Origin of the sequence: Francisella sp. 19S2-4 (assembly GCF_036281795.1) — a bacterium.
Lineage (GTDB): Bacteria > Pseudomonadota > Gammaproteobacteria > Francisellales > Francisellaceae > Francisella.
On sequence record NZ_JAWUZH010000015.1, the window covers coordinates 21907 to 47484 of the forward strand.

The following is a 25578-nucleotide window of genomic DNA, read 5'->3' on the forward strand; positions in this document are numbered from 1 at the left end:
TTTGTTTCTATATACATATAATATAAGTTATAATTTTAAACGTTTAATTTATTTTATCCACCTAAAAAATATCAGGAGATCGCCAAATATGTTTAGCTTTGAAAAAAATAGCTTAAAAAATACAGATAAAGAAATTTTTGATGCTATAGAACTTGAGGTTAAAAGACAACATGAACATGTTGAACTTATCGCATCAGAAAACTATGCAAGCCCAGCTGTTATGGAAGCTCAGGGATCTCAGCTTACAAACAAATATGCTGAAGGCTATCATGGTAAAAGATACTATGGAGGCTGTGAATTTGTTGATATCGCTGAAAGATTAGCTATTGAAAGAGCACAAAAACTATTTGGCGTTGATTATGCAAATGTACAACCTCATTCTGGTTCTCAAGCAAATGCGGCTGTATATAATGCTGTTTTAAAGCCAGGTGAAACAGTACTAGGCATGGATTTAGGTGCAGGTGGTCATTTAACTCACGGCAGTAAAGTTAATTTCTCAGGAAAGATATATCACTCTATCCAGTATGGCCTAGATGAAAATGGTGATATTGACTATGAACAAGTAGCTAAACTAGCTCAAGAACATAAGCCAAAAATGATTATTGCTGGGTTCTCTGCATTTTCAGGAATTATTGACTGGAAAAAATTCAGAGAAATTGCTGATTCTGTCGATGCTGTTTTAATGGCTGATATTGCCCATGTTGCAGGTCTAGTTGCTACAGGACTATATCCAAATCCATTCCCATATGTTGATGTTGCTACAACAACTACGCATAAAACATTAAGAGGCCCTAGAGGTGGGTTGATTCTTTGTAATAATAATCCTGAATTAGCAAAAAAATTCCAATCAGCTATTTTCCCAGGAATTCAAGGTGGCCCTTTAATGCATGTAATAGCTGCTAAAGCAGTAGCATTTAAAGAAGCTTTAGAACCTAGTTTTGTTGAATATCAAAAACAAGTATTAAAAAATGCTAAAGCTCTTGAGAAAGTGTTAAAAGAACGCAATATAAACATCATATCTGGTGGCACTAATAACCATCTACTTCTTTTAGATATTACCAATACAGGATTCTCTGGGAAAGAAGCTGAAGCAGCTCTAGGTAGAGCAAATATAACTGTTAATAAGAACTCTATACCTAATGATCCTCGCTCTCCTTTTGTAACTAGCGGTCTAAGAATAGGAAGTCCAGCTATTACAACTAGAGGATTCAAAGAAAAAGAATGTGAGCTTATCGCAAACTTACTAGCGGATGTTGTTTTTAACTGTGGTAATGAACAAACAGAAAAAGAAACTGCAGCAAAAGTTCTAGAGCTTTGTAATAAATTCCCTGTATATAAATAGAAATATTAAAAAATATTTATTAAACTTCTTAATTAAAAATAGATATTTAAAATACAAAAGGATCTCATATGAAAAAAATAATTTTACTACTGTCTTTATCAGTTTTTACATTATCTGCGTATGCTGCTGATAATGGAGAAAATGCCTTGCTTGCATTAAAAGGTAAGGATGCTTTTACATATGAAAAGCTCTATAGAGGAAACTTAGTAGTTTATAACTGTGCAAAAGATGCTAATGCCGCAACAAAACAAAGCTCAACTGCGGAACCTGAAAGATGCCAGCAGCATTATAATGATATGATCAGCAGTATTAATAAGGACCTTGGTATCCCTGGTGTAACTGCTAAAGACATACAGTCTGATAAAGTAAATGAGCATATTTCTCAAGAAGCTAATAAATATATGAATCAACATCTACAAGAGTTTATGGATAATAAAGACCTTAACAGTGAACATCTTAATAAATTTGTTAATGTAAAAAATCAAAACTCTTAATTCTTACACATTCCCCCTTCTTGCCAATATTCACTACCAACACAATGATGGCAATAGAATAATCCTTGAGGATCATATTTATTTTTAATATTTAATAAGCGTGAATAATTATCTCCCCAAAAGACTTTCTGCCAATTTTTCTGAAAATAATCTGCCTCATTGGTATAAGTACCTGCATTAGGAGCTAAACTCTGAATCATAGACATAGCCTTATATATATCATCAACTCTTTTTTTAATTTCTGGAGTCATCTTTGGCTTATCTACTTGAGGCGCATCACTACTATAACTCATAATAGCTAAAGCTCCCGCATCAAATACGCCAGGATGCATAGATGTTTTTTTAGTTAGTTCTATAGCCTGCTTAGATGCCCCAGCTAAGCCTTTATTTATTTGAATCGATACTGGAGCTAACCTAGATACTTTATAAAAAACATCTGCCGTCTTTGTAATATTTTTAGGATCAAATAATGATTCGGGCAAATACCATGATTGATAAGTATACCAGTAAGCAAAAACCTCTCCAGTATTTGATGCCCACCAGAACTCTCCTTTTCGAGCATCTGGTCCAGTATTTTTTACAACCATATTAGGGTAATTCTTATGCCAAAAATCATAACTCCAAATTTGTGTTGGAGGTATATCTATATATTTAACTTTATAATGTAAATTTGGCTGACTCTTTACCCAAGATTTAAAAAATTCCCAGGCATTTAATACTTGTTTTTGAGTTAAGTCTTGAGTTACCATTGCAATCGTTAATTTATTATTTGGTCGAAAAGCAAATTGCTCTCCCCAGTTTTTATTATTTAAATTTGAATAATAGAACGAAAGAAACTTTGTAATTAATAATTTATACTCTGCATCACTATCTGCTGATATTTCACCACTCATTAAACCAAAATGTTCTGGGAGTTTATGAGTTCTTAGAGTTAAATTAGTTACAACTCCAAAAGTTCCTCCGCCACCTCCTTTAATAGCCCAGAATAAATCTTGATTTTGACATTCATTAGCAATTACTACCTTACCATCAGCTGTAACGACTTCAGCCTGTATAATTCCAGCAGCTCCCGTACCAAATTCTTTTGACCAACTTCCAAAACCTCCGCCCTGAGGAAAACCTCCAGCTGCACCAACCGTTGTACAACCTCCTCCTTGAACATATTCATGATGTTTATTTGTAACAACATCATATGCTTCAAGCCATCTTGTCCCAGCACCGACTGTTATAGCAGAATACTCTTTAGATTTCGGACAGTTTTGCGGATGGAAGTGATTATCATAGTTAACATTTCGCATATTATGAGTCCAAATTAATAAAGAATCTGGTGCATTTGACCTCCCTAAGTAATCATGGCCTGCTCCTTTAATAACTAGACGCAAGTTATGTTCTCTCGCAAAATTAACAGCTTTAACAATATCATTTGTATTTGCTGCTTCAACAGCATAGACACTTGCTTTATTATCCCATGCCCCATACCAACCTTGAGATTCATTTCTACCAGGTTCTGCTTGTAAATAAAAAGGATTTTTAACTTTTGTTATAGATAACTTACAATTTTTGCTATTCTCATTTAATTTACAACTATCTAAAGGTGTCGATGGCTGTATTAAACGACCTTTTAAAGATTTTGCTAAAGTATCCCATTGTTGCTTACTTGGCCAACAAGATTGAAATGGTAAGCAGCGGCAACCAGCAGATTGTAATTTTTTCGATTTATCTAAAGAACTATCATTAGCATAATTAAAAGTTAATGAAGAAACTAGTAAAGAGCATATTAGTAATTTCTTGTACATATATAAATAGAGTCATCAAATTAACTATATAAACAATATAAGTTATTATCTACTCAAAAAAAAGTCTTTTAGTTATATGTTATTTATTATTAAGAATTAGTAAGCCCTATAAACTTTTGTAATTATATATTTTTAAAATCAACTGGAAAAAACAAAAACTATAACCATCCAAACCACTGATCATACCAAGTAGGCTCTTCTGTTCCATCTGGTCTTAGATTTTTTAAGAATTTATTATTAGGATAATTCTTTTTAAGAACTCTAATATTATCCTTAGCTTGCTCATATAATCCAAGTTTATTATAAGATCTTATTGTTAATATTAATGCATCTTGAACTACTATACTTTGTGGATAACTCTTTATTACTTGAGAAGCTCTATCAATAGCTGCATTATAAGCACCTCTTTTATAATAAAAATGAGCTATATCATCATAATGTTGCGCAATAATATTATTAGTAAAAACCATTCTACGTTTAGCATCTGGTACAAAACTACCCGTAGGATCTAATTGTATGGCTTTTTCAAAGTTCGTATATGCATCTTCATAACCTGTAGGATCATGATAATTCATATCGTATGGTGCATAAGTTTGTAACATACCTCTACCATCTTCAAATCCTACTACACCAATCATATAGTAGACATAACCTTTATACTTACTGTATGGATACATTTTGATAAATTGCTTACCTAATGCTAAGGCCATTGTTGACTCATCATCCATATAATATACATAAACTAAATCAACCATGCCTTTTTCTGCTAATGGAGTAAATGGATATTGTGCAACCAAAGATTTATATGATCGAATAGCATCGAAATATTCTTCATTCTGCATTTGCTGATGGGCTTTTGCATAAATAAAGCTTGCTGTATAACCTGTATAAACTTGGGGTAACTCACTATCTTTTTTAGGTCCGCAAGAGCTTAATGTCAAAACAGCCAAAATAACTGCTAGTAAATATAAAAACCTGGTCATTAAATTAACTATCCTTAGAATTTTCTTATATAATTCTCAATAGAATTATTATTTTTTATAAAAACATACAAAACATTTAACATGCCAAATAATACACTATCTAGTAAATTTCATCAAAACATTATTCTACAACCAGAAGATGCTGGCAAAAGAATTGATGTTGTAATAAACAACTTATTTGACCAATTTTCTCGTTCTCAAATACAAAAATGGATAAAAGAAGGATCAATAACTATTAATGGTCAAATTACCAAACCTAAGTATATAGCTTTAGGTGATGAACAAATCGATATAAATATTGAACTATTACCGACCAATGAATGGCATCCGGAAGATATTGACTTAGATATAATATATGAAGATGATGATATTGTAGTAATAAATAAACCTATTGATATGATTGTGCATCCTGGTGCTGGCAATATGTCTGGTACTATTTCGAATGCTCTGCTACATCGTTATGAAAACCAAGATAAATTACCTCGAGCAGGTATAGTACACCGTTTAGATAAAGATACATCAGGGTTAATGGTTGCTGCTAAAAGTAGCATTGCATATCATAGTTTAGTACAACAACTATCTAGTAGAAAAGTATCGCGTAGATACCTAGCTATAGTTGAAGGTGAGATATACTACGAAGGTACGGTCAATGAGCCAATAGGAAGAGATCCAAACAATCGTACAAAAATGGCTATTAACTATAAAGGTAAAGAAGCTATTACACATTATACACCTATCGAAATCTATGATGGGTTTACGTTAGTTGAATGTAAGCTTGAAACTGGAAGAACTCATCAGATAAGAGTTCATATGAAAAGCATCAAACACCCTTTAGTTGGCGACCAAACGTATAATAAATCATCTGTAAAATTAAACAAAATAGGTATTGAAGATTTACAAAGACAAGCTTTACATGCTTATAAGTTATCTTTTATTCACCCTATTACAGAAAAAGTTGTCAACTTTAAAAGTAAGCTACCTGAAGATATGCTAATTTTGAGAGATCAGCTAAGAGAAACTATAGAATATTTTGAGGAAGATGACTATGAATACGAATATGATTAATAGAAAATGTTTTTTAAAATATTTTTGCGTCTCTTTATGTCTAATACTACTTGCTTTGGTATTATCTTTTGAACAAAAAATAAAATATCCTACAGAAAACTTTTTCATAGCATCAAAGCATCATAAAATATTAGAAAAACCAAACTTTTCTGATATTAAAGATTCTGAAGAAAGAAAAGCTAATTTTATAAAATATATGTTAGCTGCCATAGAAATTGCAAACAAAGAAATATGTTTAGAAAAAAAACAAATAGAAAATCTTAAAAAAGCTAATGAGAAAAAGCATAATTTAAATAAAAAAGAGCTACATGTATTAGATGAATATCTTAGATATTATAAGGTAGAAAAAGATTCTAATATTTCAGATCAACTTAAATCTTTAGAACTAAAAGTTGATAATGTTCCAACAAGTTTTATTCTTGCTCAAGCAATATTAGAAAGTGGCTGGGGAACATCTAGATTTGCTAAAGATTATAATAACTATTTTGGATTACATTGCTACTCTACAGGCTGTGGCGCAAAAGCTTTAGATGCAAATGTATACTTAGAGGTTTTTAATAATGCTAGCGATAGTGTTCTTGGTTATTATCACAGATTAAATACAGGCTCTAATTTTAAAGATTTTAGAATAATAAGATATAAGGTAAATAATAATTTATTACCTCACACAGCATTATTTGATACTCTTGAAAATTATTCAGAAATAGGTTCTAAAGAGTATAGAGAGCGACTTCTTAACATAATTGAACTAAATAATTTAACACAATATAATTCCATTAAATATTGTTAAAACAACATTATAACTATTGGTATTATCTACCTTTTTTAGTATATTTAAAGTATTAAACTTTACTCTTCATATAGCGAATGGATTTTAAAATAGATCAAGATACTATTTATTTTGAAGGAGACCTAACACTTAAAAAAGTTAAACCAAAAGCTATTTATAAGAAGATAGGAAATCATATAAAATATTTAGATATTTCAAAAGTTAAAAGTTTAGATACTGCAGGGGCTTATTTTATAATTAAAATAGCTAAAAATCTAAGTTTAAATAAAGAACAAATAATAACTAATAATGATAAGAATAAAAACTTAATTAACATCGTTTTTAGAAACTTTCCATCCAAGTCTGATGAAGAGCTTGTGGGCAAATCTAATAATGTAGTTTTTAATAGTATCTATACTCTAGGCAAAAATACAAATAATCTTTTATCTGAAATTAAAGCCAGTATAGTATTTCTTGGTGCTGTATTTATTGGCTATCTTAATCTAATTCGCAAACCTTATAAATCTTTTTTTAGTATTGTTCTAGACATTGCTTATGACTCTACAATTAAAGCTTTAACTATAGTTATACTTTTATCATTGATTGTCGGATTAGTTCTAACCTACTTACCTCTCGGCTTAATGGAACAGTATGGAACACAAATATTTGTTGTTGATATGCTAGGTGTTTCATCTTTTAGAGAGTTTGCTCCTTTATTTACAGCTATTATTATTGCTGGTAGAAGCGGTTCTTCCTTTACATCTGAAATAGGAATTATGAAAGTTAATGAAGAAATAGATGCTCTTCAAACAATCGGAGAAGATCCTATACAACGTTTAGTTTTACCAAGAATTACAGCCTTGATTATAAGTCTACCAGTACTTACAACTATAGCGATGATTGCTAATATAATTGGTGGAATTATTATTATGGATGTAATTGCAGGAATAGCTCCTTTACAATTTATTGAAAGACTATTTACTCATGTTAATGTTGATCACTTTTATATAGGACTACTTAAAACACCTTTTTTTGCACTAGTGATTGCAGGAATTGGCTGTCATCAAGGTATTAGTGTAAAAAGAGATTCTCAAAGTGTTGGTAGAGCTACAACAACAAGTGTTGTTCACTCAATTTTTTTAATAATTCTTGTTGATGCTATCTTTGCAGTAGCATTAAATGGTGTAGGATAAGGGAGTATTATGATGAATGAAAATCTTATTCAAGTAAGAAACCTTTGTACAAAGTTTGGTAAAGAATGGATCCATAAAGATCTAAACCTTGATATCCCTCCTGATAGAATAAGTTGTATCATTGGCGCTAGTGGATGTGGTAAAACTACATTAATGAGAGAAATCCTCATGCTACAACCTATTTACTCTGGTAAAATTTTCCTACTTGGTCAAGAGATATCTAAACTAATTGATAACCCTATTAAACGCAAACAAATATCAAGCAATATGAGCATGATGTTTCAGCATTGCGCTCTTTTCTCATCTTTAACAAACTTACAAAATGTTATATTCCCTTTAAAACAGCATACAAAACTTCCCACAGATATACTTACAGACATAGCTATTATAAAACTAAAAATGGTAGGCCTCAAAGAAGAAGCTTTTAATAAATATCCTTCTGAAATAAGCGGAGGAATGTTAAAAAGAGTTGCTTTAGCGAGAACTATAGCTCTAGATCCTAAAGTTGTTTTCTTAGATGAGCCTCATGCTGGACTAGATCCATTTTCAATAAAGGCAATAGATGAACTTATTTTATATTTAAAAGAAGAGCTTAAAATATCAGTAGTTATGATTACTCACGATCTAAACACTATTTGGCGTATTGTCGATGATATAATATATATGGATGAGAAAAGAATAATGTTACACGATACAGTTAAGTTTGTTTCTCAACAAACCCAATACGAAAGTATAAGAAAATTTTTTGATCCACATAATGATGGAAAATATTAGGAGCTTATATAATGAATGAAAATAGTATAAAGAACCTTATCGCAGGATTATTTGTGATTTTCATGGTATTTGTAATGATATTTATAGGTTTCTTCTTATCAGGAGGATTTAAGAATCAATCAACAACTACATATATGACAAATTTTTCTAGCATCTCTGGCTTAAATGTTGGCTCAACAGTTTCATATAAAGGTTTTAATGTTGGTAAGGTTAGTGATATCTCTATTAATAAGAAAAATCCTAAACTCGTTAGTGTATACATGCAAATAAATAGCGATATCCCTATATACAAACAAACTGTTGCTACATTACAAACAGTCGGAATCACAGGTCAATCAGTCATAGAACTTTCATTAGATATCGGCAAAAATGATGTAGGTCTAGATCTAGTGGATAATAAAAAGAATAAAGTAACCGTTATTAAATCTAAGCCTTCTCAACTTACTAGTATTATGAATAAAGTTGGTGCAATAGCAGATTCTTTAGACCAGATATCTGCAAAGTTTAATAAAATGATGTCACCACAAAACTTAGATAAATTCAATGAGTTTACAGATAGTATAAACATACTACTTTACAACTTAAGTAACTCATCTATCTATTTCAATAGAACTCTTATGAACTTTAATGACACAATGACTGAAAGCCAAGAGACCATTACTCGATTAAACGATGTTATGAGACTGCTTCAATATGATCCTTCAATTATTGTTAGAGGTGTAGAACATGATAATTAATAAAAATATTAGAAACCTATTACTAACAAGCTTAGTAATAATTTTACCTTTGAAAATATTTGCTTTTTCATTAGTTGGAGATCCTGTAAAAGTTCCTAATGAAAAAGAATATATAATTTACAGTAAGCAACTTGAGCAAAGCTCTCTACCTGATGCTGAGAATGCTAGCGTTGATACAACCTTACTTGTCTACAATATACAAACTCTGGTCTCAAAATCGACTCAGATGTTTTATGTCAAAGATGATCAGCTTCATGATTTCAAAAACAGTACATGGTCAATGCCAGTATCTAAAATGTTAACTGTAGCTGCTTTTGAGTATATATTAGACAATAATATTGTAAGTAGTCTAGCTTTTCAAAATATTAATATCCGTCAAGACTTTACATTATCTGGCACTACGCCATATGGTCCAGTACTAGATTTAGATCATAACCAATTCTTCTTTTATATAACTTTTTATCTAAAAAATGAGAAAACTGGTAAAGCTGTAATTAAAACAATAAAATATAATCATGCAATTACTAGTAATGATGTAAATGCTTATAAATATGCTGAGTTAACTAACAATGCTCTAGCTCATATTTTTTCTGAGCTAAAACCTTGGCTGATTAAAAATCTTAAAGAGCAAAAAGAAAGCAATAGCAAAGCACTAAAATCTAATCCTCCTACTCTATTTAATATAGCTACTAAGCAATAAAACTCGCTACTAAGCCTATTAACCCTCCAAACACTCCACCCCAAACAACAAGCCAACCCAAATGTTCACGTATAATTTTTTGAACTATTTCCTTGATCATTTGAGGAGTAAGCTCATTCAAGCGAATATCTATAAGCTTCTCTATTTTCTCACTAGCTTTTTTAGAAACCTCATGATTATCTATCTTTAACCCACTAACAAGCTCTAAAATCTTAGTATCTATTTTTTTAATAAAAGGCTCTCTTAAACCTTCTAAAGCTTCTTTACCTCCTAGAAACATTTCTATCATCGAGCCATACTTACTGCTCATAAGCATTTCTACAAAGCTGTCAAAAAGTCTATCATAATTAATCTTTGAAGTTATTACATTGCTAATATACTTCTTAACTTCATCTCCAGCTAAAAATTTATTCAAATTCTCTGAAGAAAAAAATTGTTCCATTATCATTTTTTTTATAGCTTTTTTAAAGCTTTCAAATTTATTTGGAATAATCCCAGAACCATATAAAAATGGAATTTTCTCAAATAACATATATATAGCAATCCAATTAGTTAATGCTCCAGATAAAGCATAAAATCCTATATTTTCTATATGTTTATCAGCTAAATACCACCCTACTAATGCTACAAGTAAAGCAATTAAATTAGTCATAAAACTTTTATTAAATATTTTCATAATTTTCCTATTTTTAAATTATTTTAAAATTTATAATAAAGGATAAATATTTTAACAAATTTTAATTATATGAGAACTATTAGGGGCTTTTTTACTGAAATTTCAAATGATACAAAAAATCTCTCAATATCTGGAGAATATTATAATTACTTTAAGAATGTCCTTAGACTTAAAAAAAATGATCTAGTTGAACTATTTAATAGTTTAGATGGAAATCAATATAAAACAAAAATATCAAATATAAATAATAAGAATATTGACCTTGAAGTAATATCTTCGAAAGAAATAAAAAATGAAAATTCTTATTCTATAAACTTATATCAATCACTAATTAAAAATGAAAACTTTGAACTTGTAATTCAAAAAGCTACTGAACTAGGAGTAAATAATATTTACCCTATTATAACAGAATATACAAACCATAAGTTTGATAAAAAAGGATTTGATAAAAAATTAGAAAGATGGAATAAGATAGCGATCTCAGCAACAGAACAATGTGGACGTGTATTTGTTCCTAAAATACATGCTCCTTTAAATTTACAAGATATAAACCTAAATCCAGAATCTTTGAATTTAACACTTTGTCCATACTCTAAAACTATAAATAATTTTGAAATCAAAATAAAAAATTCACATGAATTTAATATTTTTATTGGACCTGAAGGAGGTTTTAGTGAAAATGAAATGGAATATTTTGAAAAAAATAACTTCTCTATGATAAATTTAGGCAAAAGAATACTTAAAGCGGAGACAGCACCTATAAATATAATTTCCATAATTAATTTTCTTAAAGATTAAATATACTATTTCTATTCTAGAAATAGTGGCCAATATGTTTCATCTATTAGCTATATACTACTGAAAAAAAATAAAAATAATTTGTTATTAATTAAATTTTAATAACTAGTCTATTAAGACCTATTTCTCAAGATATATAATTCAAACTTATTTCAATAACATATTTTTTTGCTAAAATAACTCTTAATAACTAATTTTATTTTTTATCATGAGTAAATTTTCTAAGAAGACCTGGCTATCTAACTATCCAGAGCATACCCCGAAAGATGTAGAACCAAATACTTATACTCTTTTAGATTTATATGAAAAGGCAATACTTCAATATCCTTATCGAGAGGCAGTATCTTGTCATGATGTTAATTTATCTTTTTCACAAATAGATGACTTAGCAACAAAAATAGCTAGCTTTCTCCAAAATGATCTAGGTATAGAAAAAGGCGATAGAGTTGCAATAGTTTTACCAAACTGTTTACAGTTTACTGCTTGCTTATTTGCCTGTATAAAAATAGGTGCCATATTCGTTAATATTAACCCACTTTATAAGTCAGATGAGTTAGAGGATATTTTTAACAACTGTAATGTAAGAGTTGCTATTGTAATGGATATGTTTGCTCACCATATTGAAAAAGCAAGAATAAATATTAACTCTTTAGAAAATATAATAGTTACAAATATTGCTGACTTATATCCTTTTCCAAAAAGACAAATTATAGGATTCGTTTCTAAGCATATAATTAAAGATAAACCTAAGTATAATAAAAACACCTTTATACAATTTACAAGAGCTCTAAAAGCAGATAAAAAACTATATAAAAAACCAAATATTAGTAAAGATAACATCCTATGTTTACAATACTCTAGTGGTACAACAGGTAAACCTAAGGGCGCTATTCTTACACATGATAATGTTGCATCTAATGTACAGCAAGTTTGGGCTTGGATCAAACATGATGTAAATATATTTGAGCAAGTTCTTATTACAGCACTACCTCTGTATCATATATTTTCACTAAGTGCTAACTTATTCTGTTTCTTTTTTGCTGGGGCTAAAAATGTTCTAATCCCAAATGCTCGCGATATTAAAGATTTAATAAAAACAATGTCAAAAAATGAGTTTACTATATTTAATGGATTAAATACTCTCTACATGGCTATGCTAGAGCATCCTGACTTTGAAAAAATTAATAAAACAAAATATAAACATTCCTTAAGTGGCGGAATGCCTATTTCACGTAAAGTATATCTACAATGGCTAGATAGAACAGGAGTGGAACTAAAAGAAGGATATGGTATGACAGAAATGTCTCCAGCTATATCTTTAAATAAGTTTAGCATATCTGAAGATGACTACTTTGGTACATGTGGTTACCCTATTCCAGGAACTGAACTAAGTATTAGAGATATAGAAACCTCAGAAGAAATAGATGAATGCTTCAAGGAAGGAGAGATCTGGCTTAAAGGTCCTCAAAAATGCCAAGGATTCTGGAATGATGAAAATAATAATAAACTATATTTTTCTGAAGATGGTTGGTTAAAAACTGGAGATATAGGGTATATTGATAGAAAAGGCCGTTTAACAATATCTGATAGACTTAAGAATATAATTATTGTATCTGGATTTAATGTATATCCTCGCGAAATAGAAATATGTATCCTCAAACTAGAAGATATTAAAGAAGTTGCTGTAACAGGAATAGAATCTAAAACATCAGGAGAAAGAGCAATCGCATTTATTTCTCTAGAAGAAGGCTCTAAATTAACTGAAAAAGATATAATCAATCATTGTAAAGAAAAGCTAGCAAGTTATAAGGTTCCAAAAACTTGTATCTTTGTCAAAGCTTTACCTAAGAACAACACCGGTAAAATTGATATTAAAAAACTTAAAAACGACTTTTTATAATCTAATTACCCTCTCCTAAAAAATACTGCTTAGGTGTTTTACCAAATGCTCTGCGAAACATTGCTATAAAGTTACTAGGTGATGCATATCCTAATGAATCTGACACTTCTGTTACTGGTATATCTTGCGCCAACATATCTAAACCATGAGCTAACTGAGCTTGTTGGCGCCAACGTGAAAAACTTAAGCCAGTTTCTGTCAAAAAAACTCTTCGCAAAGTCCTAGATGACATAGCTCCAAAAGATGCCCACTCATCTAAGCTTTTATTAATAGTAGGATTATCAATTATCGCATTTGCAACTTTTAATAAGCGTTGTGATTTTGGCATTGGTAAATGTAATGCCTCTTCTGGAGCTCTTCTAATTTCATTACAGATAATTGTTGCTATATGTTCTTGCTCTTCTGTTAATTTATCTTTTTTATCCCACTCTGTAGCTCTTAAAGCCAATGCTCTAAGTACTTGGCTCATAGCTATTACACGTGATGTACTTGGTAAAGTCTCACAAATATTTGGCAATATAAAAATTACCCAACCACTAACCGTACCGCTTACACGTATTTTATGTGATATATTTGGTGGCACCCAACCAGCTCTATTTGAAGGTAAAACCCACGAACCATTAGGAGTACTAACGTGTACAAGTCCAGATTCCACACAAAATATTTTCCCACGTAAATGTTGATGCCAATTGCTTTCTTTGGAGTTTATTTGGTTCTCACTTTCTGGAGAATTTCCACCCTTTACTGCTAAAATTGATGGGCCATCTAACCAGTCACCAAAAGAAGAAATTTCCACACCAGAACAATTTTGGCCATTTTTCAATATTTTTTGTCCCCATAATGTTATAATACCTAGTATAAATTGTGCAATAATTTTAAGTTAATTTAAATACCTTAAATATTTTTTTAATACCCTATTTAAATAGGGTAATAGTAAAACTAAGTTTTTTGTAACAAAATAAAAGTAATATTCCCAAAGCTATGCAAACAAATACAAATAATACTACAGGATTCTGGAGTCAAAAAAGATCTATAGTTGCAATAGCAATAAGCTTGCTTGCTCTAGCTGAAATTGTTGATTTAACTATTGTAGCAGTTGCAATACCTCAAATCATGGGAGCTATTGGTGCAAATGTTCAAACGATAGCTGATGTTACTACTATGTATATAGTAATGGCAGCAATTTTTATATTATTATCAGGCTTAGTAATTGAAAAATATGGTATAAAAAGAGTTGCTTTAGTTTCATCTGTAATATTTGGTGTATCTTCTATAATGTGTGGCTTATCAACATCTCTTACAGAAATGATTATATTTAGAGCTTTTCAAGGTATAGGTGGTGCTTTTTTACCATCAGTTGCACAGACATATATCTCAACTAATTTTAAAAATGAAGAATATAATAAGATGATGACTGTCTATAGTATGGTTATCGTTATGGGTCCTATTGTTGGTCCTGTATTAGGAGGAGCTATCTGTGAAAATATGTCTTGGGAATGGATCTTTTATGTAAATGTACCATTATGTATCATATCTTTTATCATAATCTTCTTTATGATGGAAGCCACAAAAATTAAAAAAATTAAAATAGACTACGTTAGCTTTGGATTTCTAGCTATCGGGGTGGGCTGCCTAGAGTTCTTCATAGATAACGGTAATACAGACGGCTGGTTTAGTTCAATTAAATTAATTATCATATTTGCTATATCTATGGTTTCATTAGGTTTCTTTATTTGGCGAGGATTGATCTATTCATCTGTTGTTAAATTTAGAATCTTTAAAAATATGAATTTTGTTATAGCCTGCTTTTTATGCTTTATGTTTGTACTCTTATTCTCTGCTGCTATGGCTTATTTGCCAACAATGTTACAACAAGTATATGGATACCCTGTTGATTTAGCAGGTTATATCACAGCTCCTCGTGGCGTAGCAGCGGTTATTGGTGCTGGTCTAGCACAAGCAGTCTTAATGAAAAAGTTAGGTGTTAGAAAAACTATTAGCTTAGGAATGATTATTTTTGGTATTTCATGCATAATGCAAGCTAAATTCGCGGCTTCAGTTAATGAGTTCGCCATTATAACAACAACAGCTATTCAAGGTTTAGGAATGATGATGTTCTTCATACCATTCATGAGTGTACTTGTTATAGGTGTAGCAGATGAAGATATGGGCGATATGTCTGGATCATTTAACTTTTTTAGAAATTTTGGCAGTTCTGTTGGTACAGCATTTGTTGCAACTTTTATTTCCAGAAATCAACAAATTTCTTTCCAAGAACTAGGGCAAAATGTTTCCTACTTAAACCAGAATTTCCAAACTTGGGTTCATAGTTTACCAATCTCAGATACAGCTGCTATTGCTATGGCTCAACAACAAGTAACACATCAAGGGAGTTTATTAAGTTATATTGGTTCATTTTATGTTGTAGGTGTGCTTAGTTTAATATTAGCTGTCGTACCATTTTTATTAAAAGAGCCTCCAAAAAATGCTCCCGCAGCTGTGATGCATTAAATTATTTTACAAGAAATAGGAATTAAGAATGTCGGATAATAAACAACAACCTGAAAACTTAGAAAATAAAAAAGGTTCAAAAGTATCACCTAAAAAGATAGCTATAGGCTTAGGCATAATTATTGCAACAGGTTTAGGTATATATGGATATTATAAATATAATAAAATATTCCCTAATACTGATGATGCATATGTAAATGCAAAATTAATTAATATCTCAGCAAAAGTAGGTGGATATGTTGAAAAAGTATATATTAAAAATAACCAATATGTCCATAAAGGAGACAAGTTAATTCAAATAGATCCTGAAAACTATAAACTTCAAGTTTCTGAAGCTAACTCTAAAGTAATACAAGCAAAAGGACAACTTTTTGTAGCTCAAGAACAAGTGAGTTCTGCAAAATCTAACTTAGTAAAATCTCAAGCTTCTTTAGATACAGCTATTAAAATGGCAGATAGATATATAAAACTATATAAAGCTGATGCTGGTTCATTACAAGATGCTCAAAAATACATAGATCAGAAGATCCAAGCAGAAAAAGCTCAAGATCAAGCCTCATCATCTTTAAAGCAAGCATTGATTCAAGTAGAAATAGCAAAAGCCCAAGTTGGCGCTGCAAAAATGAACTATGAGAATGCTAACTTAAACCTTGGATATACAACTTTAACAGCTCCTTCTGATGGTTATATTTCTAATTTTAAAACTTACAAAGGACAACTAATTTCTCCAGGTGTACCGCTGTTTGGTTTTATTGATAGTAAAAAATGGTGGATAGATGCTAACTTTAAAGAAACAGATCTTGATAGAATTAAAGCTGGTCAAGAAGTTAAAATTGAATTAGATATGTATAACCATACTTATGAAGGTAAAGTTGAGAGCCTAAGCTATGCAACAGGCTCGGTATTTTCATTACTTCCTCCAGAAAATGCTACTGGAAACTGGGTGAAAGTTACACAACGTTTCCCTGTAAAAATAGCGATTAAAGATGATCCTAATTATCCACTTAGAGTCGGTGCAAGTGCAACAGTTAAAATAAATACACTATAGGCAACAATAAAATATGATTAAAAAAAATTTTTTTCGTACAGCTTTAATTGCTACTGTATTGATAACTTCTAGCTGTAGCTTCTTTGATCCTAAGTATGAGAAACCTAAAGTAAAAACTCCTGCTCTTTGGAATAGTCAAAGCAAAGCTGCTGGAGAAGTTAATAAAGATTGGGATTTAACAAAAATCGCATGGTGGCGTGAGTTTAATGATCCATCATTAAATAACCTAATAACCACAGCATTAAAAGATAATAATAAAGTTCAAGTTGCTATTGGTAATGTTTTACAAGCTCAAGCTGAAGTAAATAAAGCTGACTATGGCTGGTTACCTACAGCAAGTGTTGGTGGTGGAGGTTTTATTGCTCAGACATTTGATACTAGCTCTAATGTAAGTATTCCAAATGTAAATCCTCCAAGCTCGAATCTATTTGGTGGATCTGTAGCAGGGATTATTCCTAGTTATACTATTAACATTGTTAGAGAATTCCAATTAGGAAAAATATCAAGATTTACTGAGAAAACGCAAAAGATCGCTCTTAATGCTACTCGCTTAGCAATAATTACTCAAGTTACAGGAGCTTATTTCTCTCTAATAACAGCTAAAGAACAGCTAGAGCTTCAATCTCAACTTGTCGATAAGATGCAAATATTATATTACTATGCTGAGCGCCAACATCAACTAGGAGCAAGTTCACCTTTAGTTCCTGAGCTTATTAAACAACAATTAGAAGCTCAAAAAGGTAAAGTTGCTACTATTAAGAATGATATTACTCACTTTAATAATACCCTTAAGATTTTAACTGGTAGAAACCCTGGCCAAATATCTACAGTGAGAACTCTTGATCAGATAAATGCTAATGTTGAAAACCCTGTAAACCTGCCATCACAAGTATTAGAAAATAGACCTGATATTGCTATTGCAGAATATAAACTAAAAATAGCAAATGCAAATATTGGTTTAGCAAGATCGCAATTCTTCCCAAGTATTGATTTAACTGGTACGTTTGGTAATGCTACTCTAGCTATTGGACAGCTTGCAACAATGAATGCTTGGGCTTGGGCAGCTGAAGCTGTTGCAGCAGTACCGATATTTAACCTAAGTATCATGGCAGACAGTGATAAAGCTAAATCGCAATTCTATCAAGCATATTATGATTATATTAATACCTTACAAAAAGCATTTGAAGATGTTGATAATGATTTATCACAAAGAGTAGCTGATAAGAAAAATTATGAGAAGCAAATGAACTCTTTAGATTCAACAAGAAAACAAGAACAAATACTTCTAAGAAAGTACCAATTAGGAGCAATTAGTAAAGCTCAATACTTAGGAATTTACATCAATGTTCTTAATCAACAAATGCAAGCTAATCAAGCTAAATTAAAATCTTTGATTAGTGTCTCAAACCTATACCAGTCTCTAGGAGCTGGATACAATGTTGATAATTATGATAAACCTCATATGGATAACCCTGCGTTCTCTAAATAAAAACTTATCTTATCAACAGGCTATATAAAGAGTGATATAATTATTTCATATCTAGAATATATTTAATACTTATCATGACAGAGCATGAATTTATACTAAAAAAATCAGGTAAAATAGCTAGACTTACTGATAAAACATTTCAATTAGACCCTAAGATATCAACCGGTATTTATTCGGCAAAATATTTTATTAAAACTCAAAAGATCCTACAAAACTCATCTGATATTGTTTTAATACAATTTTTTCAACGTCATGATCAAGTAATACTTTGTGGTATTGATGAATCTTTAGCTTTAATTAAGAAATTCGCGTCAAACTATCATACTCTAGAAATTAAAGCTTTAAATGATGGTGATAAAATTTCTGCCTTTGAACCTGTACTAACAATAAAAGGAAAATACAAAGATTTTGGACTTCTCGAAGGAATAATTGATGGTATTTTAGCGAGAAGAACAAGCTTAGCTACAAATGCATATAGATATACAAAATTACTTAAACAAAACCAAGAAATAATATTTATGGGTGATCGAGAAGATATATTTCTGACTCAACCAGGTGATGGATATGCTGTAAATATAGGAGGAATTACCAAAGTTGCAACTGATGCGATGGGTCTATGGACTGGTCAAGCAGGTGTAGGAACTATGCCTCATGCATTAATACAAAGCTTCAATGGTAACCTAATAAATGCTTGTCAAGCATATGTAAATGCTTTTCCTGATGAGCCTCTGATTGCTTTAGTCGATTATAATAATGATGTGATCGCAGACTCACTTGCAGTAGCTGAGAAATTTGGTAATAAGCTTTTTGCAGTACGAGTAGATACATCTCCAAATATAACTGATAAATACTTTTTAAAAAATAAAGATCAAATAGATGATCCTAATAATAAAGGAGTAAGTCCAAAACTAATAAAAGCTCTAAGAAAATCTTTTGATCAACAAGGCTTTGAACACGTAAAAATTATAGCATCTGGAAATTTTGATTATAATAAAGTAAAAAAATTTAATGATGAAAATATTCCTGTAGATATATATGGTATTGGAAGTTCTTTATTAAAAGTAAATATTGGTTTCACTGGTGACTGCGTTGAATTAAATAATACTCCTCAAGCTAAAGTAGGTAGAAAAAAAATTAATTCTGATAGGCTAGTTTTAGTAAATTAATTAAAGGATATAAAATGAACATTGTAAAAAATTTTGATATAGAAAATTATTCAAAAAAAATGATAGCTTGGCTTAAAAAAAGCTGTTTAGATTATCCTGCAGAGGGTTTTGTAATTGGAATCAGTGGAGGAATAGACTCAGCTGTAGCTGCTTCACTAGCTGTCAGAACAAATCTTCCTGTAACGGCTCTAATAATGCCTTCAAAGAATAATCAAGATCAAGATATGCATGATGCTATAGAGCTTATAGACAAGCTAAATATCCCCTATTTCATAGTCCCTATCCAGCCTGTATATGAAACATTTCTAGAATCCACAGGAACTTTCACAAATTCTGACAACAATCGTCAACATGTAATAAAAGGCAATGCTCAGGCACGTTTTAGAATGATGTATTTATATGCATATGCACAACAAAATAATCGTATAGTTATAGGTACTGATAATGCTTGTGAATGGTATATGGGATATTTTACAAAATTTGGAGATGGTGCTGCAGATATTCTTCCACTTGTTAATTTAAAAAAATCTCAAGTTTTCGAGTTTGGTAAATATTTAGAAGTTCCTGAGAACATTTTAAATAAAGCTCCATCAGCTGGACTATGGCAAGGTCAAACAGATGAAGATGAAATGGGAGTTACATATAAAGAGATTGATGACTTCTTAGATGGTAAAAAGGTCTCTGAAAAAGCTTTAGAAAGAATAAGCTTTTGGCATAACCGTAGTCATCATAAAAGAAGATCTGCTCTTACACCAGATTTTAATGAGTAATATATAACCAAAATACTAACTTACGTTTGCTATCAATTATTTTAACGTGGAACTCCTAATGAAAAAACTATTTGGCAATGAATATATCTCTCTTAAAACAGAAATCATAGCAGGTTTATCAACCTTCTTAACGATGATTTACATTATCATTGTTAATACAAAAATATTAAGTCAAACTGGCATGCCTGCTAGTGCAATTGTAACAAGTACTGTTGCTATCTCAGCTTTATCATCAATAGCTATGGGTTTATATGCAAAAAATCCATATGCTGTCGCTCCTGCAATGGGGATGAATGTCTTTTTCACTTACACAATCGTGGACATTTGGCATATACCTTGGCAAACAGCCTTAGGAACTGTATTTTGGTCAGGAGTAATTTTTGTGTTACTTGCAGTATTTAATATTCGCGCAAAAATATTAGATGCTATCCCAGCAGGAGTAAAAAATGGTATCGGTGCAGGAATTGGCATTTTTATTGCTTTAGTTGGTTTTTATAACGCAGGATTTATTGAAAAATCTCCATCATCACTATTAGACATTGCTCCTATTTCTATTCAAACTGGAATTTTTATAATTTGTCTATTTTTATTAATTATTCTAACAGCCAGAAAAGTTAAAACTGCCATGCTAATTATGATTTTTGTTGGATGCTTACTATCTCTACCTTTTGGTAGATTATTAGATACAGCTACTGTTATGGAAATTCCTAACCATATCTTTTCTATGCCTGATTTTTCTTTATTTTTCTCAATAGATTGGCTTGGCAGTTTAAAATTAGCTGCTATTCCTGCAATATTTTCTTTTTTATTTATAAATATTTTTGATAGTACTGGAACTTTAGTTGGACTAGCTAGTACAGCTAACACTTTAGATAAAAATGGCAACCCTATTAGAATGAGAGAATCTTTACTTATTGACTCATTCTCATCATTATTTTCAGGATTGTTTGGAACATCTCCATCCTCAGTTTATGTTGAATCTGCTGTTGGTATTTCTATAGGGGGAAGAAGTGGTTTAGTGGCAATAACTGTTGGAATACTATTCATTCCATTTCTATTTTTGTCACCTCTTGTAGAGATGGTACCTATGTTTGTTGTTGCTCCTGCATTAGTTGTTATTGGTAGTCATATGCTTTGCTCTGTTAGATTTATAGAATGGGATGATATTTCACAAACAGTTCCAGCATTTTTAACTATTGCATTAATGCCTTTAACTCTATCAATATCTCAAGGTATTATTTGGGGAATGTTAAGTTGGTTAGTCATTTCTCTAGCGACAAAAAAATATCAGTTTAATATAATTACTCTAATAATTTGTATTTGTTGCTTTGTAATGATGTGTGAATCAATGAGTATTTTTTAAATTTCTTGTAACTTTTTAATTCTTTTTTATCTCTAAAACTTAATTAACATAACACTGATAAACTTTATAGATACTATTTTATAATTTCCATATAATCTAAATATGATTTTGAAATAAGTTAATAACATGAAAATAAATGTAAAAGATATAACAGTTGAGGCTTTTAAAGAAGGGGTTTCAAAAAAGCTCTTAGCTAGAGATGAAAATAGAAATTTTCAAATAGATTTTATTCGCTTAGATCCTAATGCAAAATTAGCAAAACATCTTCATCCAGATGTAGAGTGGGTATATGTTATAAAAGGCTCCATGAATGATGAAAGAGGTAGTTTCAATACTGGAGATTTTTTTATTAATCCTATTAAATCAGAGCACTCTGTAACCTCTGGCCCAGATGGTTGTGATATATTATGTTGCTGGTGTGGAGAAATAAAAATTCTTTAGAATATTTTTATATAAAAACTAACAACTATAAACTTTATCAATTAACTTATTTGTTCTTGCAGAGATTTTTGCTGAAGATGGTGTATGGTTTTTATTATCTAATATTGAATTAACAACATCTTCAATCATATCGATAGAAACATTTTCTGGATGCTTTAAAGAAACGCTTTGTGTTTGAGATTCTGTCTCAATTTTTATAGGTCCTTCTCCAAACATTGAGAAACTTATCTTACCTTTATCTCCAATTATTTCTATATTATCGTATCTGGTATAACTACTAAAATTCCAAATACCTGTTCCTACGACACCATTTTCAAAAGAAAAACTAATAGCTACGCTATCTTCAACTGGATATTTATTAATTTGATTTGTCACTTGTGATTCTATACCAACTATCTTACCTAAGAGATAATCTAAAATATCTAAAGTATGACAACCAACATCCATAAAGAGTCCTCCTCCTGAGATTTCTTTAATCACATGCCATGGTAAATTTTCTGGATCTTGGTATCTTTTTTCAAAAGGATCATAAAGCACACAATTCACAAAGCGTGGATTACCTATAACTTTTTCATCATGTATTAATGATTTTATTTTTTGGTACCTCGGTAATGATCTTTTATAATACGCCACGTATAATGGTACATTATTTTCTTTACAAACAGCTATCATTTCCAAGCATTCTTGATAGTTCATTGCCATTGGTTTTTCGACATATACTGCTTTGCCAGCTTTTGCTGCCTTTATAGTATACTCTTTGTGAGAGGAAGGTGGTGTTGCTATATAAACAGCATTAATTTCATCATCGTTGATTAAATCATCGGCATTATCATAATATTTAGGTACATTATGTCTTTTAGCATAATCTTTAGCTAATTCAATATCTCTTCTCATCACAGCGACTAATTTAGAGTCTTCTACTTTATAAAAAGCTGGTCCACTTTTAACCTCAGTGACTTTACCGCAACCGATAATTCCCCACCGCACTTCCTTCATTACTCTATTTCTCCTTTGTCTCAAATGCACTATTTATAAATTGCTGATGTAATTGGTAAAACCTTTCTACTTCAGGATGTTGCTCCTTATCAAGGATATGATTTTGTAATAATTTTTCAACACCTTTTGACAAACTATTTAAATATTCTGGTGTAAACTCATGATGATTTATCACACAAAAGTTAAATGTCGGATCATATTTATTCGAATGATAACCTAAATGAACAACCATCCTATCAGATTTTAAAGTTCCTGCATAACCTTTATGTAGAGCATTGTTATTATAAAATGCTGCTTCTCCAGGTTTTAAAACTACTTTTTCTGCATTTGGTAAATCTTTATATTTAACATCCGCCATTACTTTTGAATCACCAAAGATTTTCTTTTCTTCTTCAGTAAATTTGCGATTATGAGAGCCTCTAATAAACCAAAGATTTTCATCATGATTTAAAGCTATATTTATTTGTACATTATTATGATGATAATCTTTTGTAAACCAAAAATCATCTATTTCATCCTCAGGAACATGGAGTAAATCTCTATGCCAACCCTGAATATATTCTATTCCTTTTTCTCCATAAAAAAGTGAAGCTCCTCCAATCACGGGCTCGCCACCCTCTAGTAATTTTGAGCAAGCCTCTAGAATATCTTTATTTGCAGCAACTTCTTGTAAAGCATCTACTCTATTTCTTGGTTGCAAAAATTGAATATTTGCCATTTTTTTTTCTTTCTTAACATACTCAGGAATAAAAGAATCATAAACAGCTTTTTTAAGCTTCTCTACTTGCTCTTCAGAAAAAAGCTTCTTTATTACTACACCTTCTTCTTTAAATTTGATTACATCTTCATCAGTTATGAACATTATACTATCCTCTTATGCTTTATATAAGTTACTCTCAATATCTTCTAGAGATAAATTACCAGTTTCTGGAATATTTTTTCTAACAAGAATATGGTATATCAATGCAGAAATAGCACTTATAACAAATAAACCTGCAAAACCAATATGTGCTGATAATGGTAAAAATAAAGAACCATATAAGAATGACATTCCAGAATTCAAGAAAAGAGCAATCGACATCCCCACACTTCTCATTTTATTTGGAAGTGGCTCTGATAATAAAGCCCAAATACACACACCAGGACCTACAGCATAGCCTATTATAAATAGACATAGAAGTATTAACATACAATAGCCTTTTAAAGAACTAGCACCTAAAGCATAATAGCATATTGCCATTAAAGCTAATGCTAAAAATACTACAAAAGTTCCAAATAAAACTAACGGTCTTCTTCCAGCATAATCAATTAAAAATAAAGCAATAATAGTTACAATAAAGTTAATTAACATTATTGCTGTAGAGCTAAATACTGCGGTTGTTGAAGCTGTCAAACCAGATTGGACTAGTAGACTTGCACTATATTGTAAAAATGTATTAATTCCTGTTAGCTGCTGTAACATAGCAATTAACGCTACTGATACAAAAAGTATTACAACTTTCTTATCCTTAAAACTTGCTAAGAAATCTTGGAATGTAGCTCCATCACCGATACTTTTCTTTATTTTCTCATACTCTTGCTCAGCTACACTTTCACTATATATTTTACAAAGATTAATTTTTGCTTTTTCAGCTTTTCCTTTCATAAATAACCATCTAGATGATGTTGGTAAAAATATTACTCCGCCGATTAAAAGAATAATTGCAGGCACCATAGATGTCCCAAACATATCTCTCCAATGGCCATTACTAGGAAACCATTTAGTAAATTCATATCCTACATACCCAGCACCAACTATGCCAAGTGTAAGCATTAGCTGAAATAAGGCAATTCCCTTACCTCTAAGGTTTTCTGGTATAACTTCTACAATATATAAAGGAATAACTATAGTAACAATACCTACTGCTATTCCTTGCACTAATCTTCCAATTAATAAACTATCATAACCATGTGCATTCATAATAATAAATGTACTTAGTATAAAGATCACACACGATATTAAAATAGAGACCTTTCTACCAATAAAGTCAGATACCTTACCTGCAAATAAAGTAGCTAAAGCTCCTCCACCAAGAACAGAACCTAGAAGTAGAGACTCTTGAGCATGAGACATTATTATCTCTTTATTTATAAAAATTACTGCTGCATTCATTACACCTATATCATAACCATACAAGATACCTCCTAAAGCACCAAGAATCATTATAATATATACATACCCTTTCGTTTGTTTCATAATTATCTTACCTCTTTTAATTTGATTTAAATAAATCTACCAGAGTTCAGTCTATCAATAATATTTGCTAGATAAATAGCTTTATACAGCTATTTTTTTGCTTTTTTATAATCACTTTAAGAGATCTAAAATCTTACTGTAAGATATAATTAGGTAATTTTTTTAATATTTTTTTATTAAATTATCTATATTTAAAAGACTGTTGAATTAATATCCCAAATTGTTAGATATATTTTGTAAAATACAGATGTTATAGATATTAGTATTTTAATTTTTATGGATTTTTTCTTTTTAGGCTTAGAAGAGTCGCTTGGTAGTGATAATAAATTTG

Annotated in this window: 24 protein-coding genes; 17 read left to right on the top strand and 7 right to left on the bottom strand. The window is 30.6% G+C overall.

Going from position 1 to position 25578, the window contains the following annotated elements; genetic code table 11:
- Positions 1-88 precede the first annotated feature (88 nt).
- On the top strand, positions 89-1342 hold the full coding sequence (gene glyA, locus R8535_RS04770; RefSeq protein WP_329496994.1) for a serine hydroxymethyltransferase: 1254 nt from the start codon (positions 89-91) through the stop codon (positions 1340-1342).
- 68 nt (positions 1343-1410) lie between these two features.
- The gene (locus R8535_RS04775) at positions 1411-1836 is read left to right on the top strand and encodes a hypothetical protein (protein ID WP_329496996.1); all 426 of its coding nucleotides are present in this window, start codon (positions 1411-1413) and stop codon (positions 1834-1836) included.
- Here R8535_RS04775 and R8535_RS04780 read toward each other — a convergent pair.
- Together R8535_RS04780 and R8535_RS04785 are read right to left on the bottom strand one after the other, a co-directional pair.
- Positions 1833-3632: an FAD-binding protein gene (locus tag R8535_RS04780; protein ID WP_329496998.1), complete on the bottom strand. Its 1800-nt coding sequence runs from the start codon at positions 3630-3632 to the stop codon at positions 1833-1835. The two genes, R8535_RS04775 and R8535_RS04780, sit on opposite strands and share 4 nt — an antisense overlap.
- A 158-nt stretch (positions 3633-3790) precedes the next feature.
- On the bottom strand, positions 3791-4615 hold the full coding sequence (locus R8535_RS04785) for an outer membrane protein assembly factor BamD (protein WP_329496999.1): 825 nt from the start codon (positions 4613-4615) through the stop codon (positions 3791-3793).
- 81 nt (positions 4616-4696) lie between these two features.
- Between R8535_RS04785 and rluD the strand changes: the two genes are divergently transcribed.
- The 6 genes from rluD to R8535_RS04815 all read left to right on the top strand — a co-directional run bounded on the left by rluD (position 4697) and on the right by R8535_RS04815 (position 9853).
- Positions 4697-5680, top strand: a complete 984-nt coding sequence (rluD, locus tag R8535_RS04790; RefSeq protein WP_329497001.1) for a 23S rRNA pseudouridine(1911/1915/1917) synthase RluD — start codon at positions 4697-4699, stop codon at positions 5678-5680.
- Positions 5673-6470: a glucosaminidase domain-containing protein gene (locus R8535_RS04795; RefSeq protein WP_442902162.1), complete on the top strand. Its 798-nt coding sequence runs from the start codon at positions 5673-5675 to the stop codon at positions 6468-6470. The genes rluD and R8535_RS04795 overlap by 8 nt, the downstream gene beginning before the upstream one ends.
- Before the next feature lie 77 nt (positions 6471-6547).
- A complete protein-coding gene (locus R8535_RS04800; protein WP_329497004.1) occupies positions 6548-7642 on the top strand; it encodes an MlaE family ABC transporter permease in 1095 nt (364 codons plus the stop codon).
- 12 nt (positions 7643-7654) lie between these two features.
- The gene (locus tag R8535_RS04805) at positions 7655-8416 is read left to right on the top strand and encodes an ABC transporter ATP-binding protein (RefSeq protein ID WP_329497032.1); all 762 of its coding nucleotides are present in this window, start codon (positions 7655-7657) and stop codon (positions 8414-8416) included.
- Between the two features lie 11 nt (positions 8417-8427).
- Positions 8428-9153 (top strand): MlaD family protein, encoded by a 726-nt coding sequence (locus R8535_RS04810; RefSeq protein WP_329497006.1) that lies wholly within the window; start codon positions 8428-8430, stop codon positions 9151-9153.
- A complete protein-coding gene (locus tag R8535_RS04815; protein ID WP_329497008.1) occupies positions 9143-9853 on the top strand; it encodes a hypothetical protein in 711 nt (236 codons plus the stop codon). Before R8535_RS04810 ends, R8535_RS04815 begins: the two co-directional genes overlap by 11 nt.
- Here the strand turns inward: R8535_RS04815 and R8535_RS04820 are convergent.
- Entirely contained in the window at positions 9843-10529 is a 687-nt protein-coding gene (locus R8535_RS04820) for a DUF445 domain-containing protein (RefSeq protein ID WP_329497009.1), read from the bottom strand. The genes R8535_RS04815 and R8535_RS04820 overlap by 11 nt on opposite strands.
- 69 nt (positions 10530-10598) lie before the next feature.
- Here R8535_RS04820 and R8535_RS04825 point away from each other — a divergent pair, with 69 nt between their 5' ends.
- Entirely contained in the window at positions 10599-11327 is a 729-nt protein-coding gene (locus R8535_RS04825) for a 16S rRNA (uracil(1498)-N(3))-methyltransferase (RefSeq protein ID WP_329497011.1), read from the top strand.
- 208 nt (positions 11328-11535) lie between these two features.
- On the top strand, positions 11536-13227 hold the full coding sequence (locus tag R8535_RS04830; RefSeq protein WP_329497013.1) for a long-chain-fatty-acid--CoA ligase: 1692 nt from the start codon (positions 11536-11538) through the stop codon (positions 13225-13227).
- Position 13228: 1 nt separating this feature from the next.
- Here R8535_RS04830 and R8535_RS04835 read toward each other — a convergent pair whose 3' ends face one another.
- Complete coding sequence (locus tag R8535_RS04835) at positions 13229-14050, bottom strand: AraC family transcriptional regulator (RefSeq protein WP_442902161.1); 822 nt, start codon at positions 14048-14050, stop codon at positions 13229-13231.
- 158 nt (positions 14051-14208) lie between these two features.
- Between R8535_RS04835 and R8535_RS04840 the strand changes: the two genes are divergently transcribed.
- From R8535_RS04840 to R8535_RS04870, 7 genes are all read left to right on the top strand, one after another.
- Positions 14209-15738, top strand: a complete 1530-nt coding sequence (locus tag R8535_RS04840; RefSeq protein WP_329497014.1) for an MDR family MFS transporter — start codon at positions 14209-14211, stop codon at positions 15736-15738.
- Positions 15739-15766: 28 nt separating this feature from the next.
- On the top strand, positions 15767-16786 hold the full coding sequence (locus R8535_RS04845; protein WP_329497015.1) for an HlyD family secretion protein: 1020 nt from the start codon (positions 15767-15769) through the stop codon (positions 16784-16786).
- 13 nt (positions 16787-16799) lie between these two features.
- Complete coding sequence (locus tag R8535_RS04850) at positions 16800-18275, top strand: TolC family protein (protein WP_329497017.1); 1476 nt, start codon at positions 16800-16802, stop codon at positions 18273-18275.
- Positions 18276-18349: 74 nt separating this feature from the next.
- Entirely contained in the window at positions 18350-19441 is a 1092-nt protein-coding gene (locus tag R8535_RS04855) for a nicotinate phosphoribosyltransferase (RefSeq protein ID WP_329497018.1), read from the top strand.
- Between the two features lie 14 nt (positions 19442-19455).
- Positions 19456-20211, top strand: a complete 756-nt coding sequence (gene nadE, locus R8535_RS04860) for an NAD(+) synthase (RefSeq protein WP_329497019.1) — start codon at positions 19456-19458, stop codon at positions 20209-20211.
- Between the two features lie 58 nt (positions 20212-20269).
- Positions 20270-21574, top strand: a complete 1305-nt coding sequence (locus R8535_RS04865; protein WP_329497021.1) for an NCS2 family permease — start codon at positions 20270-20272, stop codon at positions 21572-21574.
- A gap of 126 nt (positions 21575-21700) precedes the next feature.
- Positions 21701-22015 (top strand): cupin domain-containing protein, encoded by a 315-nt coding sequence (locus R8535_RS04870; RefSeq protein ID WP_329497024.1) that lies wholly within the window; start codon positions 21701-21703, stop codon positions 22013-22015.
- Between the two features lie 18 nt (positions 22016-22033).
- Here R8535_RS04870 and R8535_RS04875 read toward each other — a convergent pair whose 3' ends face one another.
- The 3 genes from R8535_RS04875 to R8535_RS04885 are packed head-to-tail and all read right to left on the bottom strand — an operon-like array spanning position 22034 to position 25247.
- Positions 22034-23011, bottom strand: a complete 978-nt coding sequence (locus R8535_RS04875; protein WP_329497026.1) for a Gfo/Idh/MocA family protein — start codon at positions 23009-23011, stop codon at positions 22034-22036.
- A 4-nt stretch (positions 23012-23015) separates the two neighbouring features.
- Positions 23016-23873, bottom strand: a complete 858-nt coding sequence (locus R8535_RS04880) for a phytanoyl-CoA dioxygenase family protein (RefSeq protein WP_329497028.1) — start codon at positions 23871-23873, stop codon at positions 23016-23018.
- 12 nt (positions 23874-23885) lie between these two features.
- Positions 23886-25247 (bottom strand): sugar porter family MFS transporter, encoded by a 1362-nt coding sequence (locus tag R8535_RS04885; RefSeq protein WP_329497030.1) that lies wholly within the window; start codon positions 25245-25247, stop codon positions 23886-23888.
- Positions 25248-25578 lie beyond the last annotated feature (331 nt).

Bases quoted from the DNA above. Each gene is read 5' to 3' on its own strand.
- glyA (WP_329496994.1), top strand. From the start codon at position 89: ATGTTTAGCTTTGAAAAAAATAGCTTAAAAAATACAGATAAAGAAATT.
- R8535_RS04775 (WP_329496996.1), top strand. From the start codon at position 1,411: ATGAAAAAAATAATTTTACTACTGTCTTTATCAGTTTTTACATTATCT.
- R8535_RS04780 (WP_329496998.1), bottom strand. From the start codon at position 3,632: ATGTACAAGAAATTACTAATATGCTCTTTACTAGTTTCTTCATTAACT.
- R8535_RS04785 (WP_329496999.1), bottom strand. From the start codon at position 4,615: ATGACCAGGTTTTTATATTTACTAGCAGTTATTTTGGCTGTTTTGACA.
- rluD (WP_329497001.1), top strand. From the start codon at position 4,697: ATGCCAAATAATACACTATCTAGTAAATTTCATCAAAACATTATTCTA.
- R8535_RS04795 (WP_442902162.1), top strand. From the start codon at position 5,673: ATGATTAATAGAAAATGTTTTTTAAAATATTTTTGCGTCTCTTTATGT.
- R8535_RS04800 (WP_329497004.1), top strand. From the start codon at position 6,548: ATGGATTTTAAAATAGATCAAGATACTATTTATTTTGAAGGAGACCTA.
- R8535_RS04805 (WP_329497032.1), top strand. From the start codon at position 7,655: ATGAATGAAAATCTTATTCAAGTAAGAAACCTTTGTACAAAGTTTGGT.
- R8535_RS04810 (WP_329497006.1), top strand. From the start codon at position 8,428: ATGAATGAAAATAGTATAAAGAACCTTATCGCAGGATTATTTGTGATT.
- R8535_RS04815 (WP_329497008.1), top strand. From the start codon at position 9,143: ATGATAATTAATAAAAATATTAGAAACCTATTACTAACAAGCTTAGTA.
- R8535_RS04820 (WP_329497009.1), bottom strand. From the start codon at position 10,529: ATGAAAATATTTAATAAAAGTTTTATGACTAATTTAATTGCTTTACTT.
- R8535_RS04825 (WP_329497011.1), top strand. From the start codon at position 10,599: ATGAGAACTATTAGGGGCTTTTTTACTGAAATTTCAAATGATACAAAA.
- R8535_RS04830 (WP_329497013.1), top strand. From the start codon at position 11,536: ATGAGTAAATTTTCTAAGAAGACCTGGCTATCTAACTATCCAGAGCAT.
- R8535_RS04840 (WP_329497014.1), top strand. From the start codon at position 14,209: ATGCAAACAAATACAAATAATACTACAGGATTCTGGAGTCAAAAAAGA.
- R8535_RS04845 (WP_329497015.1), top strand. From the start codon at position 15,767: ATGTCGGATAATAAACAACAACCTGAAAACTTAGAAAATAAAAAAGGT.
- R8535_RS04850 (WP_329497017.1), top strand. From the start codon at position 16,800: ATGATTAAAAAAAATTTTTTTCGTACAGCTTTAATTGCTACTGTATTG.
- R8535_RS04855 (WP_329497018.1), top strand. From the start codon at position 18,350: ATGACAGAGCATGAATTTATACTAAAAAAATCAGGTAAAATAGCTAGA.
- nadE (WP_329497019.1), top strand. From the start codon at position 19,456: ATGAACATTGTAAAAAATTTTGATATAGAAAATTATTCAAAAAAAATG.
- R8535_RS04865 (WP_329497021.1), top strand. From the start codon at position 20,270: ATGAAAAAACTATTTGGCAATGAATATATCTCTCTTAAAACAGAAATC.
- R8535_RS04870 (WP_329497024.1), top strand. From the start codon at position 21,701: ATGAAAATAAATGTAAAAGATATAACAGTTGAGGCTTTTAAAGAAGGG.
- R8535_RS04875 (WP_329497026.1), bottom strand. From the start codon at position 23,011: ATGAAGGAAGTGCGGTGGGGAATTATCGGTTGCGGTAAAGTCACTGAG.
- R8535_RS04880 (WP_329497028.1), bottom strand. From the start codon at position 23,873: ATGTTCATAACTGATGAAGATGTAATCAAATTTAAAGAAGAAGGTGTA.
- R8535_RS04885 (WP_329497030.1), bottom strand. From the start codon at position 25,247: ATGAAACAAACGAAAGGGTATGTATATATTATAATGATTCTTGGTGCT.